The organism is Maridesulfovibrio pacificus (SeqCode), from assembly GCF_048612815.1.
GTDB lineage: Bacteria > Desulfobacterota > Desulfovibrionia > Desulfovibrionales > Desulfovibrionaceae > Maridesulfovibrio > Maridesulfovibrio pacificus.
This window is the reverse complement of sequence record NZ_JBLZNE010000001.1, coordinates 2,879,216-2,893,856: the sequence shown is the minus strand read 5'-3', so window position 1 is coordinate 2,893,856 and position 14,641 is coordinate 2,879,216. Positions and strand designations below refer to the sequence as shown.

The window sequence follows — 14,641 nt, the reverse complement described above, 5'->3', positions numbered from 1 at the left end:
GGGTTCTTTTTTTTTAATGCTGAGTCGCAAATGCCTTGGCCGTGCGGCGCAGATTCGCAGACCAGTCTTCGGCCAGGGGGTCGGCGATCAGTACTTGTGCTCCGATAGCGTTTGCTATGGTTTGCGCACTTTTCTGAGAAAATTGGGGTTGAATGAAGATAGCTTTTACTGAATTGGCTTTGGCGAATTCGATAAGATGAGCCAGTTTTTTAGGGCTGGGTTCTTTGCCTTCCAGCTCAATGGGTATCTGGTTTAACCCGTAGGAGTCAGCAAAGTATCCCCATGAAGGGTGGTAGACCATGAAGCTGAAATGTTGTCCTTTTTGGGTAAAGGTTTTCAGTAGTTCGGAGTCAATGTCGTTTATTTCAGCTGCAAAGCTCAGGTAGTTGCTGGTGTATGTTGCTGCGTTTGCAGGGTCGTGCTCAATCAGGGTGTCTAGAATTTTTTGACTGATGATTCTGACCAAGGGCGGGGCAAGCCAGACATGAGGGTCTTTAATTTTTGCTTCGCCATGGTCATCATGGTGTCCATGGTTATGTTCGTCTTCGTGGATGTGAGACTTCATATTTCGATGAATTACTGTTTTTCCGAGATCTACGATTTCAAGATTGCTGTTGGCGGATTTGAATCGAGGAAGCCATGCCTGTTCAAATGGAACGCCTATGGCAAAGTATATTTCTGATTTGCTCAGGTCTGCCATCTGTTTCGGCTGTGGTTCGTATGTCGCCGGGCTGCTGCCTGCTTTAACCATGATGTTGGTTTTTACATTGTCTCCGCCGATTTTTTCTACAAAATATTTCAGGGGTGCAATCGAGACTGTTGTCTGAAATTGACCGGCGAAAGCTACGGAATGGCTTAGTAGTAAGGTTATTACGGTGAGTATGATTGTTTTAGAGATTTTCATATGTACCTTCTGTGTTTGAGATTCATTTTCATTTAGTCGAAAGTGATCTATATCTTATATGATGTCAATTGTGATTGTCATCAGTTTTGCCTCTGCATACTTTTTCCTGCTTTACCTTTCTGCTCTGCGCTCATCTGAAAATTAAATTATTATCTGGGACGCAGTTTCAGAATCTTAATTGTCGCTTTTATAATTCTTAATTTATTTTATTGTCTAGGATGAAAATAATTGCGCTTTATTTTCTGATGCAAATTTTCAAATATGTTTTTTATGTGTATAAGTTTTGTTTTTATGTGTATGAAGTTTCCAGTTTTGGCACAGAGCATGCTTTGATAGTAGTCAAAATGCATTTTTGAAGGCTGATTTGTCTAAAATTGTAAAAAAAGAAGCGTTAAAAACAATTTTAGAGACGAAATTGTAAAATAGTGACCTTGAATCAACGGGGGTTGATCAAAAATGAATTCGGCGGATACTTCATTTATACTTATTTGTGCAGCTCTGGTTATGTTTATGACTCCGGGGTTGGCCCTTTTCTATGGTGGTATGGTGCGTAGCAAAAACGTATTGGCTACGATCATGCAGAGTTTTATCATGCTCGGACTGGTTTCAATTGTCTGGGCGGTCATCGGATATTCCCTGTCATTCGGGACTGACATCGGTGGTATTATCGGCGGAATGGATTTCTTCGCCCTTAACGGTGTGGGCATGAATACGGTTAACAGCCCCGCCGATAACCTTCCTCATCTGCTTTTCATGGTTTTCCAGTGTATGTTTGCGGTAATCACCCCCGCACTTATCACAGGTGCCTTTGCCGAGCGTATGAAGTTCGGGGCATTACTGATCTTTAGCGCTTTTTGGGTTGTTCTTGTCTACGCTCCCATGTGTCACTGGGTCTGGGGCGGCGGCTGGATGGGCGAACACGGCGCACTCGACTTTGCTGGCGGTGCGGTCGTTCACATGAGTTCCGCTGCAGCGGCTCTTGCCGGATGTCTGATAGTGGGCAAGCGTAAGGGTTACGGTAAAGAACCTTTCATTCCTCACAACCTGCCCATGACCCTGCTCGGTGCAGGTATGCTCTGGTTTGGCTGGTTCGGTTTTAACGCCGGTTCCGCCCTTGCTGCTGACGGTCTGGCTGCTAACGCTTTTGTTACCACCCACCTTGCTGCGGCTGCTGCTGTTCTCGGCTGGCTGCTTGTTGAAGCCATGCATGGTGGGAAACCCACCACTCTCGGCGCTGCTTCCGGTGCTGTTGCCGGACTCGTTGCCATTACCCCGGCGGCTGGTTTTGTAACTCCCATGGCTTCTATTGTTATCGGTTTCGGCGGCGGTATGGTCTGTTATGGCGGCGTGCTTATGAAGTCCAAGTTCGGATACGATGATTCTCTTGATGTTGTCGGTATTCACGGCCTTGGCGGAACATACGGTGCTATCGTTACCGGACTCTTTGCCAGCATCGGCGCTGAAGGTCTGTTTTACGGCAATGCTTCCCAGCTCTGGATTCAGATTGAATCCTGCATTGCCACTTGGGCCTACTGCTTTGCTGTAAGCTGGATTCTTTTCAAGTTGATCGACAAATTCTACGGCCTGCGTCCTTCCGAAGAAGAGGAAGTTGCAGGGATGGATGTATCTGATCACAGCGAAGCCGGTTACCAGATTTAAAATAGCTAAAACAGGATGATTCCAATGAGAAAAATTGAAATAATTGTACGGCCTTTCAAGGTTGATGATGTAAAGGACGCTATTGCCGCTCTCGGCCTCAAAGGCATGACCGTGACCGACGTGAAAGGTTTCGGGCGACAGGGTGGACATAAGGAAGTTTATCGCGGTGCTGAGTATCAGGTGGACTTCATTGCCAAAACCAAGATTGAGATTGTTGTTGATGCGGATCGGGTTTCCGAAGTGATCGAAGTAGTCAGTGCTGCCGCCAAGACCGGAAAGGTCGGCGATGGTAAAATCTTCGTAATCCCGGTTGAAGAAGTGGTGCGTATCCGTACCGGTGAGACCGGGCCGGATGCCATATAGATGAATACTGAAAATTCCCCCGGATTGTCCCCGGAGACTTCCATAGACAGGTTGTTGGCGGGACGTGAAATACTCCTCGCGGCATGCTCCAAGAGCATGCCGCGGGATTTCCCGCAGCAACTTTGCGCTCTGGTGGATGACTATTTCAGGGCAAGAGTCAGGGAAGCCGTTTCCGAAGGAATCCTTTCTTCTCTTGATGATCTGTGCATTGTGGCCGTAGGTGGTTACGGGCGGGGACAGCTGGCTCCTTTTTCAGATATTGACGTTCTGATTCTTACCGATCTTACCACACATGAAGACCTTGAAGATCTGGCTTCTTTTCTATTTCATCCTCTCTGGGATCTTAAATTCGATGTAGGTCACGGTGTGCGCACTGTTGAGCAAAATATCGAACTGGCACTGTCTGACTTCAAGGTACTGGCTTCATTGCTGGATTTACGGTTCATTTCCGGCCGCGATGAGCTGTTCCGGCATCTTTCTGAAGAATTCAGGACAAAGGTTATCCCCAGTGCAGGGGATGAATTCTGCCGTATCCTTTGGGAGAACCGGTCCAAGACCGGGAAAGGAATGGATTCCGTAGTTCTTGAACCTGACCTGAAAAACGGTTGGGGGACCCTGCGTGATGTCCAGTTCATACGCTGGTGCGCAGACATCAAGGGTGATTACTTCCCGCTTAACAAAAATGATTTAAATGATCTTCGCAGGGATGAAGACTTGCTTATGCAGGCCCGCTCGGCTGTTCATTTTTTGCGCAAACGCAAACAGGATAAATTGATCCTTGAGATTTTACCGGATGCAGCATCCCTCTGCGGAGTTAAGGGCTATGATCCGGCAAAGCGTGGCAATGATCTGCTTACCTCAATTCATAAGGCTATGGTCCGGGTGCGTTCCATGGGTGATGCCCTTTATCGGGAATCATTTGATGCTGACTCACGTTCTTTTATCGACCATCAAGGTATTGCCGGACTTAAAGCCGGGCTGGAAGTGTTCGGGATAAAATCAAGAACCGGCGTACCGCTTACTCGTGAAGCCCGACGTGCTGTTTCAGGCATCAATTCCACAAACGGTATCAGTTTAACCCGTGCCTTGAAGATGCTCATTGATATCTTCAAGGGCGAGTTCGGCTGGCGGGCCTCAGTTGAAATGCTTGATAGCGGGGTGTTCAAATCCTTCCTTCCCGAGTTTTCCAAGGTTTCCGAACTGGTTCCTTATGACGGATACCACCAGTACCCCCCGGGCAGGCATTCATTGCTTACAGTCCATAAATGTTGCGATATTTTTCGTAATGAATTTTCAGAAGGTGGAAAATGTATTTCCGCTGCCGATTTCGATGCTTTGCTGCTCGGTGCTTTCTTTCACGATATCGGCAAGGGTAAGCGTAATCACAGCGAGCGCGGAGCAAATATTGCTGATGAGATTCTTTCCCGTACGGATTTTCCTACGCGTTTCAAGGAGGATGTGATCTTTCTGGTTCGCGAGCACCTGCTCCTGATTCGTTCTGCACGGTCGATTGACCTCAGTTCAGTTGAAGCTTTGCAGAAGATTGCCGAAAAGGTCGGCTCCCTGCGTCGCTTACGAATGCTCTTTATCCTTTCTATGGCTGACTCAATGGCTACCGGACCACGGGTCTGGAATTCATGGAGTGAATCTCTGCTGCGGGAGATATATGCCGGACTGGAGCTTATACTTACTGACGAGTCATTTGCTGAAATTGATTCAGGAGAGCAGCTCGGGGAAACCATAAGCCGCATCCGTGAGTGTGCAGTGGACCTTATAGATCCCGAGTTGGTTGAATCCATGATCGATTGCATGCCTGAACGCTATCTGCTGGTCGAGGACCCGGATGAAATTGTGCAGCACATGCAGCAGGTTTTAGAGTTTAACCGAGCCTATGAGCTGGATATGGTGCGCAAGCCTTCAGGCAAGGGCGGTCTTGGCTTGAGTCTGGTTCGGGTTTTTGAAACCGAAGACGAAAACCATATCAAGTTGGTTATCACTGCCAGAGATCAGAATTTTCTGTTTGCTGCCCAGAGCGGTGTGCTGGCCCTTCATTCTGTGAATATTCTTTCGGCTGAAGTGTTCTCATGGTCTGACGGTACGGCGGTGAACATCTTTATTGTGGAAGCTCCGGCGGATAACTGCCCTTCAGACATCTGGGCCAGGGTGGAGAGGTCTATCATGTACGCGCTTACCGGAAGGTTGGCTCTTGATTACCGCCTGCACAAGAAACGCAATTCACTTCTTGCCAAGTCTGTGCCCAGCAGAGTTCCTACCCGGATCAGCGTGGATAATGAATCCAGTGCTGAATGCACTCTCATTGAAGTTATCACTCAAGATCGTTCCGGCATTCTTTACGATATGGTCGCTTCCTTTGCGCGGATGAGTATTAATCTGCGAATGGCGCGTATTTCAACCACCGGCGAGTCTGTCTTTGATGTCTTTCATGTGGAAGGACCTGAGGGTGGCAGGATTGAAGATCATATCCATTTACGGGAGCTTGTCAGCGCTCTTGAATATTCTCTTACAGGAAACGTTTGATTTCTTGCGGTTGTGCTTAGCCGTAGTCCCGATAATTCATACTTAATTAGGAGTTGTGTATGCCCGGCAGGATTGTTGTTCATGTTGTGATTGATGTCTTGGTCCTGTTGGGGCTTTGTCTTGCGTTGGTGTTTGCTCCTGAAACATTCGCGGGCGGGAACATGACTCCTTTGCTGGGACTTTTTGCGGGTGCCTGCGGTGTAATCATTCTTTCCGGGATTCTACTCAGGAATAAGGTTAAAGGGCAGTGGGCTGGTGTCAGTCATTGGATTGATGGGCTTATTTCCGGTTCTGATTCTAAAAGTGATTTAGAGTTCATTTCTGCTTTGTTGCCTTCTGCTGATAAACTTGAGTCCCATGTAAGCAGTCTTCGCACTAAGCTGGAAGAGGCTGACAAACAGTGCAAAATCGAAATTTCCAGACAACTTGAGGCTTATAAAATGGCCGAGGATGCAAGGGTGCGTGGTGAGCAGGCTCGCAGCAAGGGGCTTCTTTCTGCGGCAGGGACTCTTGAAAATGCTGTTGAGGGCATTCGTTCCAGCTCTGAGTTGCTGGGAGAATCCTCATCACGGGCCAGCGAGGGTTCTGAAAAGCAGCTGGAGTACCTGTCATCAGTTGTAGCTTCCATGGAGCAGATTGATGTTTCCATCCAGAATTCAGTGGAGCGTGCGGAATTTGCGGCAGTAGACGCTGAGTCTGCAGCTGAGCGGGCACGGTCCGGTGAAGATGTGCTTGAGCAGACCATTGAATCAATTAACACGGTCATGAGTAATACTAATGATCTCAACGAAAGGGTTGAGGCTCTCGGAAAACAGGCTGAAGGGATTGGAAGCATCATGTCTGTTATTTCCGATATTGCCGATCAGACGAATTTGTTGGCCCTTAATGCTGCTATCGAGGCAGCCCGTGCCGGGGATGCCGGGCGCGGTTTTGCCGTGGTTGCCGATGAAGTCCGTAATCTTGCTGAAAAGACAATGGAAGCCACTCGTGATGTAGGAACCGAAATCAGCCGAATTCAGGAACACGTTGAAATGACAGTGGCCGGGGTGAATCATATTAATGATCTGGCCGGTAATGCGTCCGGTTTAGCCTCCAGTTCCGGTGAAGCTCTCGGCGAGATTGTTGACCTTGCAGAAAAAAGTTCGCGAGGGGTGCGCCTTATTGCTGAGGAAGCAGTGCAGCAGGCTGAGGCCAGCAACAATGTGCGTGAGGCTGTCAACGAAGTTCATTCTATTTCCGATGAAACAGGCGAAGCCATGGCAGGAGCCGGGGAGGCTGTTTCCGTTCTTGGTGGACGCGTTGCTGATCTTGATGATATGATCGGTGTGTTTAAGCTGGTCGGTAATGGTAAGGTGCAGGAAGTGATTGATTCTCTGGCCAAATCTTCCGATGTGCGTTCCCTTGACAGGGGATTGCAGGAGCGGGCCATGCACACAGCCTTGAGGAACAACCGTTTTCTCGAACTTCTCTACATCACCGATCGCAATGGAATTCAGACGGTCAGCAATATCAGCGGCCAGTGGCAGAGCTTTGCCGAAGACGGCTCAGCCTGCGGCAAAGATTGGTCCGGCCGGGAATGGTTCAGCGGAGCTGTGGAAGATCAGACTATGTATGTATCTGATGTTTATAAATCTTCTGCTACCGGGGAGAACTGTATTACGGTTTCAGGTCCTTTCTTTGATTCCAAGGGCAGGGTGCTGGGTGTTATTGCCGCAGACGTGAAGGTTAACGGATAATTATTTCAGGCGTACGCATTTTCTTGCCAAATCTGCAATATTTATCTAAGTGATGCTTGCTGCCAACCTAATATTTTGGGAGGCAGTAATACCCACAGGTCACTTCAGCTCAATCCCAAGAGGAATTATTTCATGAAAATACTTGTTGTAGGTTCAGGCGGAAGAGAACACGCACTGGCTTGGAAGATCAGCCAGAGCCCAAAGGTTTCCGAGATTTTTATCGCACCTGGTAACGGCGGTACCCGTCTGCACGGCACTAATGTGCCCATCAAGGATGACGACCTGCCCGGACTGGTCTCGTTTGCCAAAGAAAACAAGATTGATCTTGTTGTGGCAGGCCCGGAACTTCCCCTCGTGCTGGGCATCAAGGAAGCCCTCGCCAAAGAAGGTATCCCCTGCTTCGGACCGGGTGCATATGCAGCTAATCTTGAAGGCAGCAAAGCTTTCTCCAAGATTACCATGCGCGATTCCGGTGTTCCCACCGCCCCTTTTCAGGTTTTCGATGAGTATGAACAAGCCAAAAAATTTGTAGAAGAAAAAGGCGCACCTATTGTGGTCAAGGCTGACGGCCTTGCCGCAGGTAAAGGTGTTGTCGTCGCCGGAACTGTTGAAGAAGCTCTTGAAGCTCTCGACGACATGATGGTCAAAAAAATCTTCGGTACTGCCGGTGAGCGCGTTGTAGTGGAAGAAGCCCTCAAGGGTGAAGAAGCCTCCTTTCTCGCTTTCTGTGCCGGTGAAGATTATGCCCTGTTGCCCTCCGCACAGGACCACAAAGCCGTGGGCGAAGGTGATACCGGACCCAACACCGGAGGCATGGGTGCATACAGCCCGGCCCCCATCCTGCCCCGTGACAAATATGCTGAAACCGCTGAACTGGTTATCAAACCCATTCTCAAGCTGCTTGCCGAACGCGGCGAGCCTTTTACCGGTATCCTTTATGCCGGACTTATGTACACTGAAGACGGTCCTTCCGTTCTTGAATACAATGTTCGTTTCGGCGACCCCGAATGCCAGCCGCTTTTGATGCGTCTGGATTGCGATCTGGTCGAAATTATGCTGGCCTGCGTTGAGAATCGCCTCCCTGAAGTGGAAGTGAAGCTCAAGGAAGAAACCACCCTTTGCGTGGTCATGGCTGCTGGCGGTTATCCCGGTCCCTACGAAAAGGGAGCTGAGATTACCGGCTTCGAGGAAGCTGAAAAGATTGAAGGTGTCAAGGTCTTTCAGGCCGGGACAAAGTATGAAGATGGTAAAACATTAACCAGCGGCGGCCGTGTGCTGGGTGTTACCGCTCTGGGGGCGGATCTCGGAGCAGCTCAGAAAAAGGCTTACGAAGCTGTTGAAAAACTCAGCTTTGACAAAGCTTATTTCCGTCGCGACATAGGTGACAAGGGTCTTAAAAAATGAGTGCAAAAGTAGCTATTTTCATGGGGTCCATTTCGGATAAGGACACAATGCAGCCTTGCTCCGATCTGCTGACCAAGCTCGGTATTCCCCACGTGTTCACTGTTTCCTCTGCCCACCGTACTCCGGAAAGGACTGCGAAGCTGGTCAAGGAACTGGAAGATAACGGTTGTGAAATATTCATTTGCGCCGCAGGTCTTGCCGCACATCTCGCAGGTGCTGTGGCAGCTAAAACCATCCGTCCTGTTCTGGGTGTGCCCATCTGCGGTTCTGCTCTCGGTGGTATGGATGCTCTGCTGGCAACCGTGCAGATGCCTCCGGGATTCCCCGTAGGAACAGTTGCTCTTGATAAGGTCGGCGCAAAGAACTCCGCATGGATGGCCGCTCAGATTCTGGCTCTTCATGACGAAGAACTGGCCGGAAAAATCAGGGAAGCCCGTCAGGGATTCATTGATTCCGTTGAGCAGGCTGCTGCTGAACTGGAAGGCTAGCCTTTTTAATGTAGATAGTACTAAAGGCCGTGCTCTTTTTTTGAGCACGGCCTTTTTTTTGAAGGGAGCATGATTCATGTCAATTGAGTTTTGGGGAGTATACGTACTTACGGTTTTTCTGGCTTCCATAATCCCGGGGCCGAGCATGATTCTGGCTTTGACTCACGGTGTTAAGTATGGAGCCAAGCGTACAATTGCCACAGCTTTGGGCAACTCCGCTGCGTCCTTTTTGCAGGCAGTTGTTTCTATTGCCGGACTTGGAGCATTGCTGGCAGCATCCGAAACAGCTTTTATGCTGGTCAAATATGCAGGCGCCGCCTACCTGGTCTGGCTTGGTATCGGGGTGCTTATGTCCGGTGATTTCACTTTTGATGAGGACAGCGTTAATGCAGCGAAGAGCACTTCGAATCGAAAGCTGTTTTTGCAGGGATTCTGGGTTGCGGCCGGAAATCCGAAGGCAATTGTATTTTTCAGTGCTTTGTTTCCCCAGTTTATCAGTAGTGCGCAGGCTTCCATACAGCATTTTGCCATGCTGCTCGTTCTGCTTACCGTTATCGCATTCGGATGTATGATGATTTATGCCTGTGGCGGAGAAAAGATTAAGGAAATTATCAAAGGCACAGCTGTTTGCAGATATATAAATAAAGTTCTGGGAACAACGTTTGTGGGACTTGGGGTCAGTCTGGCCTGTTCCAGAAGATAAGGGACACGTTGGATATTAATTAAGCATAGAGTGTACTGTGGTTAGGAAATCGTTCTGGGTGAACGGTTTGACCAGTGCCTCTTTTGCTCCAAGGGCTTTGGCTTGTTTCAGATATTCAAGCCCGGTAAATTCGCCACCGCCGGATATGACCAGAATGCTGCATTCCGGTTTCTTCTGCTTTAATTCCATTATGGTTTGGATGCCATCCATGTTCGGCATGAAAATATCAATGATGACAAGATCCACCGGATTGGATTCAAATAAAGAAAGTCCTTTCTCTCCGTCTGTAGCGGCGAGAGTGTTGACCTCTTCTTTTTTGAGGTAGTGCTTGAGTAGCTCAAGCATCTTTGGGTCGTCATCGACGATCAGAATAGTCTTCATAATAATTAGGTGGTTAGAAATATTTTTATAGTGCCTACCTCAAGCAGATTTAAAAAGGAAGCAGTGTACATATTAAGTAATTAATAACCTGTTTTTTGTTAAAAGTTCAACAGGCTGCTTGCTTCAGGAAGAAATCTTATAGCCAATTCAACTTCTTTTTGAAGTTGGGGGAATATTTCCAATGCTTCTTCCATATCACCGTTTGCAGCTCTTTTTTCTAAAGCATGGCTCAGTGAATGAGCTTGAGTCGCACCGACAGCACCGCATTCACTTTTCAGGGTGTGGGAGCTTGCGGATGCTCCTTTCAGATTGCCTTGCTCGATATTAGTCTTAATTGCATCAAGGTGCTTAACTGCCTCTTCTATGAATATTTCAATGGCCTCTTCCAATAATTCATGATCTCCTGAGAATCTATTCAATGCACTTTGCAGGTCAAAGTGTTCCTGGACATCAGTTAAGTTCATTGTTTATCTCCAATTTGCAAGGCTGGAAGAGTTTTGTCCTGCCGCTCAAGTCTAGTTCGGTAATTTTATTTTATCTTAAGCAAGAGCTGTCAGCAACATTGATTTGAAATTAAATAAAAAATCCCCGGCAACTGTTGTTGCCGGGGATTTGATGCACTTTTTAATAATATATTACTAGTCTTTCTTTTCCAGTTCGGCATACCAGCCGCCGGCCTTGGTCAGCAGGCTCTGGATACGACCTACGAGAGCGTGAGGGTCGTTGAGGTAGCCTTCCAGCAGCAGGGCGGATTCCAGCAGCTGGTTGGATGAGAGGGCGATGAATTCATCTTCGGGGTTAACCTTGAAGATCTCCAGCATGGAACGCAGCAGCGGATGGCCGGCGTTCACTTCCATGGTCTTGGTGGGGATGGAGCTGTCTTTGTTCATAGCCTTCATCAGCTTTTCCATGGAAGAGGTCATAGCTCCGTCGGGGTTGACCAGACGGCAGGGAGAATCGGAAAGACGCTCGGAAACTTTCACTTCGGCAACCTGTTCGCCGAGTACTTCTTTCATTTTGGCGATGAGTGCTTCCATGTCCTTTTCCTGTTCTTCGGAAAGCGGTTCCGGCTCATCTTCTTTTTTAGCTGATTCGAATTTATCCAGCTTTTCAAGGTCGGCGTACTCGGCGGCTACGAAGTTGAAGCCTTCATGTTCACGGATGGATTCCATGACGAATTCATCAATGGGTTCGTAGAGATAGAGTACTTCGATATCCTTGTTGCGGAAGATTTCAAGGTGCGGGTTGAGGTTTGCGGCCTCGCGGCTGGCAACAAAGGAGTAGTAGATTTCCTTCTGGTCTTCCTTGGCGCGTTCAATGTAGTCCGCAAAAGATACAAGGGTATTCTCTTCTGCTTTGGAAGAGTCAAAGCGGAGCAGTCCGGCGTACTTGTCACGGTTGACGAAGTCCATGTGTCCGGCTTTGAAAATCTTGGAGTGTGCTTTCCAGAATTTTGCGTACTTTTCTGCATCATCCTTGGCGAGTTTTTCCAGCTGCCCCAGAATCTGCTTGGTCAGGGTCGCGCTGATTTTACCGATGAGCAGATTGTCCTGCAGGGTCTCGCGGGAGATGTTCAGGGGCAGGTCCTCGGTGTCAACAACACCCTTGATGAAGCTCAGGTATTCGGGGAGCAGATTCTTGTTCTGCTTTTCGATGAGCACGCGGCGTACATAGAGGTCGAGGCCCCAGTTGTCGCGGTCCATGCCGAATATGTCGAGATCTTTTTCGGGGATGAAGAGCAGAGAGTTGAACTGTACCGGAGCATCTACGGAAAAGTGCAGGGTGTCGATGGGAGGCTGCACATCGTAAGTAAGGAATTTGTAGAACTCGTCGTACTGTTCCTGCTTGATCTGGAATTTGGGTTCACGCCAGAGGGCGGATACAGTGTTAACGCGTTCGCCGCCGATCATGATCGGGAAAGAAACAAAATTGGAGTGGCGTTTGACGATGTCTTTGAGCTTGTCATCGGAACCGAAACGCTCAGCATTGTCTCCATTGAGCTGGATTTCGATGATAGTTCCGTGATCCATTTCAGCTTCAATTTCAGTAAGTTCGTAAGCGTTTTTGCCGTCGGAGACCCACTGGATAGCAGGTTCGTCTTTCAGGTATGATTTGGTGCGCACTACAACGTGATCGGAAACCATGAAAATGGAGTAGAAACCGACACCGAAACGGCCGATAAGGGAATCAAGGCTTTCCTTGGATTCGGCTGCCTGCTTGACGAATTCAGCAGAACCGGAATGGGCGATGGTACCGATGTTGGCCATGACTTCTTCGCGGGTCATACCGATACCGGTATCGGTCACGGTCACGGTCTTATTCTCTTCGTCGTAGGCGATGAGGATTTCGGGTTCAACCTCATCGTCCAGCTCGGGATTGCTGTTGATGGCAAAACGCATTTTGTCGAGAGCATCAGATGCGTTGGAAACCAGTTCGCGCAGGAAAATCTCGCGGTTGGTGTAGAGAGAGTGGACCAGGATGTCCAGCAGCTGGTTAACTTCAGCCTTGAATTCGAATTTTTCTGTCTGGGCAGTCATTTAGTTCCTCCATAAACATAAAATTCCTCCCGGCTGTTCAAGACAGCCGGAAGGTTATTGATTGTATTTTTTGGGTGTTCCGTCAGGAACAAAAAAAGGCAAGAATTACTTAGTGACGTTTTTGAGCTTGTCAAGAAGGAACTTTTCCATTTCCCGGCGGTCTTTGCGTAGCCGGACCAGCTCCGCTTCCATAATGGATAGCTTTTCCCTAAGCTGTGTGTTCTCTCCTTTTAAACCCTCAATGCTTTCATTCTGGGCATTCAAGTCGGCGGTAGCCTTGTCCATGCAGGCTTTTACGTCTTCTGATATTGCTCCTTGCGGCATGCAGGAGAGCATTCCCTTCAATCCTTCATTGATGGATTTTGCGATTTCAGTTCCCATGGCAGCGGCAAGTTGGATGGCAGGCTCCAGATTCGCCTGCTGGATTTGAGCGGGGGCGGCGGGTGTTGCGAATTCCGGTCCCTGTGCATCAATGGCTACGTTGACCGGATATTTGCGGGAGAGTTCGGCCATAACGTCTTCGGCTGTATGACCCTGTTTGAGCATGGAGGAGATTATTTTAAAAATTTCAATCGCTTCGGATTTGAATCTTTTCTGCCTGTTACGACCGGTACTGGGCAGATATTGGGCGAAACGGTTTTTCCAGTAGTGGAGGGTTGACTCAGGTACCTCCAGCAAGCGCGAAATTTCGGCGATGGAAAGAAGTTTTTTGTCTGGCACGGCATGCTCCGCATTGGGGTTTCATGGGAAATTCAAACTTTTTTTATTATTATTTTTTTTTAATTTTTAATGCAAGCCAAGTCAATAAACTATCAAATTATTATAAAAATGTTGCAATTCGAACATTTTTGTGTTCACTTTCGATCAGAAAACCATATTGATTCCTTTCCAAGAATGGAGTACGCGGTCAACCTGACAGGTCTTAAAAGGCTGAGCGGAAAGAGGAATCAACTGCGATTTTCGGTTTTCGGACGGTCTTTGAAAACAGGCTTGTGGTTGCGCCGCAATTGTACTGCAATCATGTTTTTAGTTTTTGCGGAATATGGTATTAGACTTTGGAGCAAGAATCCAGCAAGCAGCGGAGTTCACCTTTGAGTTCGGAAACTATTTTACTTTTTGATGTGGGAAACACCAATACAAAAATCGGTTTTTCCACCCGTGATAAAATCGGTCCTTCATTCACTCTGCCCACCGACCCCGGAGGCACAGCTGATTCGTGGGGGCTCAAGCTCGTTGAGATCTGCCGGGTGGCCGGATACTCCAATGAGGATATCATCGGCGGGGCCGTTTCATCGGTTGTTCCACCTATGAACCCGATTCTCAAGCGGGCCGTGGAAAGATTTTTCCCCTGCGAGCTTCGTTTTGCTCCTGATTCCATCCCTCTGGATCTTAACAACAGGTATGAGAGGCCATGGGAAGTTGGCGCAGACAGGCTGGTCACCGCCTTTGCGGGGCGTCGGATCAGCGACAGTGAGAATCTTATCGTGGTCGATTTCGGCACTGCCACTACTTTCGACTGTGTGGTAGGCATGGATTATATGGGCGGGCTGATCTGCCCCGGTGTGCTTTCTTCCACTAAGGCGCTTGCATCCGGGACCGCAAAACTGCCGCATATTTCTCTAGAGATCGAGTCTGATACCATCAGGCCGGGCAAGAGCACCGCAGACAGCCTTAATCAGGGGCTTATCTTCGGGTTCGCAGCCATGGTTGAAGGCTTGAGCGAACGTTTGGGCAAGACTCTCGGCGGGGAGGTTGAGCTCATCGCCACCGGAGGTTTTGCCTCTAAGATAGCTGAAGTCTGTCAGGCCATTGACCGTGTGGAGCCGACCCTCCTTCTGGATGGGTTGCGCATGGCTTGGTTTGGCAGTGAAAAATAGTTTAGTGTAGGTTTTTTTGCCGGGGACGTACCCGGTAGTCCAAGTAACCGG

Annotated in this window: 13 protein-coding genes; 8 read left to right on the top strand and 5 right to left on the bottom strand. The window is 48.6% G+C overall.

What is annotated here, in order from left to right:
• Positions 1–13: 13 nt before the first annotated feature.
• A complete protein-coding gene (locus ACNI23_RS13430) occupies positions 14–904 on the bottom strand; it encodes a metal ABC transporter solute-binding protein, Zn/Mn family (protein ID WP_420249395.1) in 891 nt (296 codons plus the stop codon).
• 456 nt (positions 905–1,360) lie between these two features.
• On the opposite strand from ACNI23_RS13430, the gene ACNI23_RS13425 reads away from it, so the two are divergent.
• From ACNI23_RS13425 to ACNI23_RS13395, 7 genes are all read left to right on the top strand, one after another.
• A complete protein-coding gene (locus ACNI23_RS13425) occupies positions 1,361–2,563 on the top strand; it encodes an ammonium transporter (RefSeq protein WP_420249394.1) in 1,203 nt (400 codons plus the stop codon).
• Between the two features lie 24 nt (positions 2,564–2,587).
• On the top strand, positions 2,588–2,926 hold the full coding sequence (locus ACNI23_RS13420; RefSeq protein WP_420249393.1) for a P-II family nitrogen regulator: 339 nt from the start codon (positions 2,588–2,590) through the stop codon (positions 2,924–2,926).
• On the top strand, positions 2,927–5,464 hold the full coding sequence (locus ACNI23_RS13415; protein ID WP_420249391.1) for a [protein-PII] uridylyltransferase family protein: 2,538 nt from the start codon (positions 2,927–2,929) through the stop codon (positions 5,462–5,464).
• A gap of 59 nt (positions 5,465–5,523) precedes the next feature.
• Positions 5,524–7,200: a methyl-accepting chemotaxis protein gene (locus tag ACNI23_RS13410; RefSeq protein ID WP_420249389.1), complete on the top strand. Its 1,677-nt coding sequence runs from the start codon at positions 5,524–5,526 to the stop codon at positions 7,198–7,200.
• A gap of 132 nt (positions 7,201–7,332) precedes the next feature.
• On the top strand, positions 7,333–8,604 hold the full coding sequence (gene purD, locus ACNI23_RS13405) for a phosphoribosylamine--glycine ligase (protein ID WP_420249387.1): 1,272 nt from the start codon (positions 7,333–7,335) through the stop codon (positions 8,602–8,604).
• Positions 8,601–9,092 carry a 5-(carboxyamino)imidazole ribonucleotide mutase gene (purE, locus tag ACNI23_RS13400; protein ID WP_015853297.1) on the top strand — a complete coding sequence of 164 codons (492 nt, stop codon included), beginning with the start codon at positions 8,601–8,603 and terminating at the stop codon, positions 9,090–9,092. The genes purD and purE overlap by 4 nt, the downstream gene beginning before the upstream one ends.
• 76 nt (positions 9,093–9,168) lie before the next feature.
• Positions 9,169–9,795 carry a LysE family translocator gene (locus ACNI23_RS13395; protein ID WP_420249386.1) on the top strand — a complete coding sequence of 209 codons (627 nt, stop codon included), beginning with the start codon at positions 9,169–9,171 and terminating at the stop codon, positions 9,793–9,795.
• A 15-nt stretch (positions 9,796–9,810) separates the two neighbouring features.
• On the opposite strand, the gene ACNI23_RS13390 is transcribed toward ACNI23_RS13395, so the two are convergent.
• The 4 genes from ACNI23_RS13390 to ACNI23_RS13375 all read right to left on the bottom strand — a co-directional run bounded on the left by ACNI23_RS13390 (position 9,811) and on the right by ACNI23_RS13375 (position 13,433).
• A complete protein-coding gene (locus ACNI23_RS13390) occupies positions 9,811–10,176 on the bottom strand; it encodes a response regulator transcription factor (protein ID WP_420249384.1) in 366 nt (121 codons plus the stop codon).
• Between the two features lie 98 nt (positions 10,177–10,274).
• Positions 10,275–10,640 (bottom strand): Hpt domain-containing protein, encoded by a 366-nt coding sequence (locus ACNI23_RS13385; protein WP_420249382.1) that lies wholly within the window; start codon positions 10,638–10,640, stop codon positions 10,275–10,277.
• A 174-nt stretch (positions 10,641–10,814) separates the two neighbouring features.
• Entirely contained in the window at positions 10,815–12,713 is a 1,899-nt protein-coding gene (gene htpG / locus ACNI23_RS13380; RefSeq protein WP_420249380.1) for a molecular chaperone HtpG, read from the bottom strand.
• A gap of 105 nt (positions 12,714–12,818) precedes the next feature.
• Positions 12,819–13,433, bottom strand: a complete 615-nt coding sequence (locus ACNI23_RS13375) for a MerR family transcriptional regulator (protein ID WP_420249379.1) — start codon at positions 13,431–13,433, stop codon at positions 12,819–12,821.
• 371 nt (positions 13,434–13,804) lie between these two features.
• On the opposite strand from ACNI23_RS13375, the gene ACNI23_RS13370 reads away from it, so the two are divergent.
• Positions 13,805–14,590, top strand: a complete 786-nt coding sequence (locus ACNI23_RS13370; protein WP_420249376.1) for a type III pantothenate kinase — start codon at positions 13,805–13,807, stop codon at positions 14,588–14,590.
• Positions 14,591–14,641 lie beyond the last annotated feature (51 nt).

Coding starts and splice junctions, on each gene's coding strand:
- ACNI23_RS13395 (WP_420249386.1), top strand. CDS start 9,169: ATGTCAATTGAGTTTTGGGGAGTATACGTACTTACGGTTTTTCTGGCT.
- ACNI23_RS13420 (WP_420249393.1), top strand. CDS start 2,588: ATGAGAAAAATTGAAATAATTGTACGGCCTTTCAAGGTTGATGATGTA.
- ACNI23_RS13415 (WP_420249391.1), top strand. CDS start 2,927: ATGAATACTGAAAATTCCCCCGGATTGTCCCCGGAGACTTCCATAGAC.
- purE (WP_015853297.1), top strand. CDS start 8,601: ATGAGTGCAAAAGTAGCTATTTTCATGGGGTCCATTTCGGATAAGGAC.
- ACNI23_RS13385 (WP_420249382.1), bottom strand. CDS start 10,640: ATGAACTTAACTGATGTCCAGGAACACTTTGACCTGCAAAGTGCATTG.
- htpG (WP_420249380.1), bottom strand. CDS start 12,713: ATGACTGCCCAGACAGAAAAATTCGAATTCAAGGCTGAAGTTAACCAG.
- ACNI23_RS13425 (WP_420249394.1), top strand. CDS start 1,361: ATGAATTCGGCGGATACTTCATTTATACTTATTTGTGCAGCTCTGGTT.
- ACNI23_RS13390 (WP_420249384.1), bottom strand. CDS start 10,176: ATGAAGACTATTCTGATCGTCGATGACGACCCAAAGATGCTTGAGCTA.
- ACNI23_RS13410 (WP_420249389.1), top strand. CDS start 5,524: ATGCCCGGCAGGATTGTTGTTCATGTTGTGATTGATGTCTTGGTCCTG.
- ACNI23_RS13430 (WP_420249395.1), bottom strand. CDS start 904: ATGAAAATCTCTAAAACAATCATACTCACCGTAATAACCTTACTACTA.
- purD (WP_420249387.1), top strand. CDS start 7,333: ATGAAAATACTTGTTGTAGGTTCAGGCGGAAGAGAACACGCACTGGCT.